General features: G+C 63.2%; 4 protein-coding genes. 1 reads left to right on the forward strand and 3 read right to left on the reverse strand.

Annotation, left to right across the window (positions count from 1 at the left end):
* A partial coding sequence (locus WB528_RS22325; RefSeq protein ID WP_423890750.1) for an FAD-binding protein occupies positions 1 to 1,005 on the reverse strand: 1,005 nt, incomplete at its 3' end.
* A gap of 151 nt (positions 1,006 to 1,156) precedes the next feature.
* Positions 1,157 to 2,650: an FAD-linked oxidase C-terminal domain-containing protein gene (locus WB528_RS22330; RefSeq protein ID WP_423890751.1), complete on the reverse strand. Its 1,494-nt coding sequence runs from the start codon at positions 2,648 to 2,650 to the stop codon at positions 1,157 to 1,159.
* Between the two features lie 295 nt (positions 2,651 to 2,945).
* Between WB528_RS22330 and cycA the strand changes: the two genes are divergently transcribed.
* Positions 2,946 to 3,335, forward strand: a complete 390-nt coding sequence (cycA, locus tag WB528_RS22335) for a cytochrome c-550 CycA (protein ID WP_423890752.1) — start codon at positions 2,946 to 2,948, stop codon at positions 3,333 to 3,335.
* A 104-nt stretch (positions 3,336 to 3,439) separates the two neighbouring features.
* Here cycA and WB528_RS22340 read toward each other — a convergent pair whose 3' ends face one another.
* Positions 3,440 to 4,402 carry an alpha/beta fold hydrolase gene (locus tag WB528_RS22340; RefSeq protein WP_423890754.1) on the reverse strand — a complete coding sequence of 321 codons (963 nt, stop codon included), beginning with the start codon at positions 4,400 to 4,402 and terminating at the stop codon, positions 3,440 to 3,442.
* Between the last annotated feature and the right edge of the window lie 65 nt (positions 4,403 to 4,467).

A 4,467-nucleotide genomic window follows, 5' to 3' on the forward strand; every position in this document is an offset into this window, starting at 1 on the left:
GATCAGGCCGCCGCCCCAATCGTAAAGCACGTCGCCGCCGGTTTCGCGGGCGAGACGTTCCCCCAACGCACTTCCGGAGGCCGGCGGACAGACGATGCGCCAAACCGGCCAAGCGCCGAGCGACCCCTTGGCGGCAAAGGGTTCCACATCGCGGATGCACCCCCAGATCGAAGCCGAACGTTCGTCGTTGATCGTCTCGGTGGCGCCAAACCGCTGTAACAGCCCGGCGAGCGAGGTGGCGCGGTGCGCAACCGAGGCTGCAATTCCTTCCAGCCGCAACAGCGTCAGCGCTTGGCGGGGCGATCCGAGGCCACTGAGCGCATCGACGGCATCGCGTAAGGAGGATTTCGGCACATGCGCCGCACCCGAGACGTCGAACGGCGAACCGAGCGCTGCCGTCATCGCCTGGTTGGCCGTCGAATCGTCCAGGTCGCGCAGCACCAGCGTGCGCTCACTCTCCGGCCTCGGCATCACCTTCAGCGTCACCTCGGTCACGACCGCCAGCGTTCCCCAGGAGCCCGCCAAAAGCTTGCAGAGGTCATAGCCGGTGACATTCTTCACCACCCGGCCGCCGGCCTTGAAACTGTCGCCGAAGCCCGAGACGGCGTGCGCGCCAAGCAGATGGTCGCGGGCCGCTCCGGCCTGGATCCGGCGCGGACCGGCGAGCCCGGCCCCGATCATGCCGCCGATCGTCCCCGCCGAAGACGTACCCAGAAGCGGCCCGGTATCCATCGGCTCGAATGCAAAGTGCTGGTTTTTGGAATCGATCAGCGACTTGACGTCGGAGAGCGGCGCGCCCGCCTCCACCGTGATGATCAGTTCGTTCGGCTCGTAGCATGTTACGGCGTTGAGCGCCGACAGGTCGAGCAGCGCATTGGTCGCAATGGGTTGGCCGACCATGCGCTTGGTGCCGTGGCCAATGATCTCGAGCGGCTGCTCGTTGGCGATCGCCGCCCGCACCGCCTGCTCGACATCCTTGGCGTCACGTACTTTCAGAATGTCCACTATCTTGAGCCCGAAACTCTTTTGTCATCGTCCGCGAAAGCGGGCGATCCAGTAAACGCAGGCAACGGCGAGAAAATTCGACGCCGCGGCGTACTGGATACCCCGCTTTCACGGGGTATGACGAATGAAATTTGGGCGAAGGCCATCATGCTCAAAATCGCGGAAGGTCAGGGAAAGCGAGTTTGCCGCCATGCACATGCATGCGGCCAAGTTCGGCGCAGCGATGCAGGGTCGGAAACACCTTGCCGGGGTTGAGAAGCCCCTGCGCGTCGAAGGCACATTTGAGGCGCTGCTGCTGATTGAGGTCGATCTCGGAAAACATCTCAGGCATCAGATCGCGCTTTTCGATGCCCACACCGTGCTCGCCGGTCAGCACGCCGCCGAACTCGACGCAGGCCCGCAGGATGTCGGCGCCGAAGGATTCCGCCCGCTCGATCTCGCCGGGCTGGTTGGCGTCGTACAGGATCAGCGGATGCAGATTGCCGTCGCCGGCATGAAACACATTGGCGCAGCGCAGACCGTATTTTTGCGAGAGATCGCGGATGCGCGCGAGGGCTTTGGATAACGCCCCGCGCGGGATGGTGCCATCCATGCAGAGATAGTCGGGTGAAATCCGCCCCACGGCGGGAAAAGCAGCCTTGCGGCCGGCCCAGAACAGGTTGCGCTCGGCTTCTGAATTGGAGATCTGGCAGGTCGTCGAACCGCAAGCCAGCGCGATGGTCTCGACCCGCTTGATCAACTCGTCAACCTCGATGCCGGGGCCATCGAGTTCGATGATCAAGAGCGCCTCGACGTCGAGCGGATAGCCGGCGTGGACGAAAGCTTCGGCGGCGTGGATCGCGGGCTTGTCCATCATCTCCATGCCGCCGGGGATGATGCCCGCGCCGATGATCCGTGCCACGCATTCGCCGGCCGCCTCGACCTCGGCAAAGCCGACCATCAAGGCGCGCGCGGTCTCCGGCTTTTGCAGGATCCGCACCGTGATCTCGGTGATGACGCCGAGGAGCCCCTCCGACCCCGTGATAATTCCCATCAGGTCGTAGCCGGCGCTCTCGGCGGTCTTGCCGCCGATGCGAAGGATTTCGCCGGTCATCAGCACGATCTCGCATCCGAGCACATTGTTGGTGGTCATGCCGTATTTGAGGCAATGCACGCCGCCGGAATTCTCCGCGACGTTGCCGCCGATCGAGCAGGCAATCTGGGACGAGGGATCCGGCGCATAGTAAAAACCGGCATGGGCCACCGCCTGGCTGATGGCGAGATTGGTGACACCGGGCTCCGTCACGACGGCGCGGTTGTCGAAGTCGATCTCGCGGATGCGCTTGAACTTGCCGAGCCCCAACAGCACCGCGTCCGCCAGCGGCAGCGAACCGCCCGACAACGAGGTACCGGAGCCGCGCGGCACCACCTTGATGCCCTGCTCAAAGCAGTATTTCAGTATTTGCGAGACCTGTTCCGTGGTGTCCGGCAGCACCACCACCATCGGCGGTTGGCGATAGGCCATCAGCCCGTCGGACTCGTAAGGGAGCATTTCGGCCGGCGTGTCGATCACGCCCTCACCCGGCACGATGGCGCGCAGCGCCTCGGCGATGGCGCTGCGGCGGGCCAAGACCGCCTGATCCGGCGCGGGCATCATAATGGTCATTTTCGATCTCTCCGCCGCGATCCTAATGTCGCGACACCGGCATTCGTAAAGGTGCCCGCCGCGACAGAATACGAATGTCAGAACCGGGACTCTAGCGTGCTATGCGACATTGCCGATTTCCCGTGAGGAATCAAGCAGGTCGGGACGCTCTCGCGACGGGGGCACAAATCCGGCGCGCAGGCGTTTTCATAGGTTGAAGTCTGCAGAACAAGCCTTTCGCAGGCCTTGTCCATTGCCCTCGCCCTATGCCACAAACGAAACTATTCTCCCCGACCCCAACAAAAAAGAGCCGAGAATGAAAAAGCTGATACTGAGCGCCCTGATCATCGTTGCATCGTCGGCGACCGCGCTGGCGCAAGATGCCGAAGCCGGCAAGGCGTCCTTCAACAAGTGCATGGCGTGTCACTCTATCGGAGAGGGCGCCAAGAACAAGGTCGGGCCGGAGCTCAACGGGCTCGACGGACGCAAGTCCGGTACCGCGCCGGGCTACAATTACTCCGAGGCCAACAAGAATTCCGGCATCACCTGGAACGAGGCCAACTTCAAGGAATACATCAAGGACCCGAAGGCAAAGGTGCCCGGCACCAAGATGTTTTTTGCCGGAATCAAGAATGAGAAAGAGGTCAACGACCTCTGGGCTTACGTCTCGCAGTTTGACGCAAGCGGCAAGATCAAGTCGAAATAGGCGCCGTCACGCCTGATAATTTTTTGCGATGGCCGGGTCTCGTCCCGGCCATATTCTTTTTCAGTGTCGCGCGTTCAGTGTCGCGCGCGGCAGCCGGCCCGCGCTCAATTTGCCGCGGCGGCGTTGCCGCGTCCGGCCAAGGCGATGAGACCCTCGATCTCGCGGATCACCAGATCGGGGGCTGCGTTCTGCACCATGTGACCGACACCAGGCAGCACGATCAGCTTCGCGTTCGGGACAGCAGCGGCAAAGGGACGGGAATGAATGTTTGTCGACACCGTCTTGTCGACGTCGCCCGAGATCACAAGCGTCGGCGCTGAGATTTCCGGATAGCGCGGCGCCTGCTCGGTGACCGCCTGCTTCAGGCGCACCAGATCGCGGGCATTGGCGAGAAACTCGCGCGGGCGCAGCAGCAAAGGCGTCGCGGTATCGGCGACGAAATCATCCGGCATGATCTGGGGCAGAAAGACCGCGCGCGCGCCGCGCTCGGCGAGGAAATAGCCGAGCGGAAGCGTAACGGTGTAGGCGAGCAACGGGCCTATCACCGGCTTCGTTATCAGTTCGTTGTACCAGCCGACGCCGCCAGGCCATGGATAGGCCACTGGCGCCAGCATCACGAGGCTGGCGACCCGCGCCGGGAAGTCAACCGCCATCCCCGCGCCCAAGGCGCCAGCCCATGAATGGACCACCAGAATAACCGGGCCGACATTGAGCTTTTTCAAGGCCTCCTCGATCATCCGGCCTTGCGCGGCGGGCGTAGCGGCTCCGTCGCCGGCAGCCGAGCTCCAGCCATGACCAGGCCGGTCGATCAGGATCACGCGGTGGTTTGCAGCGAGCCTGTCGCCGAGCGGCCGGCGCATCGCTTCGAGGTTTGAGCTTGCGCCATGAATGAGAACGACCGGCGGACCGGCGGCGTCCTTCGGTCCGATATCGACCACGTTGAGGGTCGCCCCGGTTACCTCGATCGGTTTTCCCCGCGCGGGATAACGATGCTGAAAGACGACAATGCCGGCCTGCGTCGCCAGCGCCAGCACCACAAGCGCGGCTACGAAAACCACGGCCAACATACAAGGAATCCGGATCGATCTCGGCACACGGAAGCTACGTATCCGGTGTCGTAGCGGTTTCGAAA

It is taken from the genome of Bradyrhizobium sp. (assembly GCF_049586575.1).
GTDB lineage: Bacteria > Pseudomonadota > Alphaproteobacteria > Rhizobiales > Xanthobacteraceae > Bradyrhizobium.